The organism is Kurthia sp. Dielmo (assembly GCF_000307285.2).
GTDB lineage: Bacteria > Bacillota > Bacilli > Bacillales_A > Planococcaceae > Kurthia > Kurthia populi.
Map to the genome: position 1 here is coordinate 1 of NZ_CAEP01000175.1, position 915 is coordinate 915.

Here is a 915-nt window from a genome sequence, read left to right on the forward strand (position 1 = left end):
ATTGCCTTTACATTGCCAGGAAAGAAAAAACAACTATTACCTGTAAACGAACCACAACTTTAGGAAAAGAGGGATTTCCATGTCAAAACAACAATTATTCGACGCGATGACTGCTTCACAACAACAATTTGCGTCGATTGCAAAAGATATTTGGGACCATCCACAGCTTGGCTATAGTGAACGCTATGCCTCTACTTTACAACAGCAAACACTCAAAGAAGCTGGTTTTCATGTTAGCACAAATATTGGTGAGGTCGAAACAGCCTTTGTTGCTGAATGCGGTAGTGGCTCACCAATCATCGGAATTTTAGGCGAGTTTGATGCACTGCCTGGCTTATCACAAGCGGTATCTCCTACGCTCGAGCCGCTTGAAAAGGATGCGCCTGGTCATGGCTGTGGTCATAACTTACTTGGCACTGCGGGGCTTGAAGCAGTGATTGCACTTAAAAAGTATATGGAGGAGCATCATATCGATGGGACACTCCGTTACTATGGCTGCTCAGCTGAGGAGCTCTTATCAGGGAAAACCTTTATGGCACGTGCCGGTGTCTTTGACGATTTAGACCTTGTCTACACATGGCATCCTGGTACATTTAATATGACAACGAATTTATCGATGCAGGCACTATCAAGTGTAGAGTTTTTCTTCCATGGACGAACAGCGCATGCAGCAGCCGCACCGCATTTAGGTCGTAGCGCGCTTGATGCCGTAGAGCTAACAAATGTTGGCGCCAACTATTTACGTGAGCATGTGCCAGATGGTTCGCGCATTCATTATCAAATTACAAATGGTGGCTTAGCACCAAATGTTGTCCCAGATAACGCCAGCGTACTGTACTTCCTACGTGGGAAAAATCGCGCGGAAGTAGATGATTTATTACGCCGCCTGCATTTAGTGGCAGAGGGTGCTGCAAT

At 45.8% G+C, this 915-nt stretch carries 1 protein-coding gene; it reads left to right on the top strand.

Annotation, left to right across the window (positions count from 1 at the left end):
* Positions 1–79: 79 nt before the first annotated feature.
* Positions 80–915 (top strand): amidohydrolase (locus KTHG_RS00020; protein WP_139991771.1); only part of this gene is annotated, 836 nt, incomplete at its 3' end.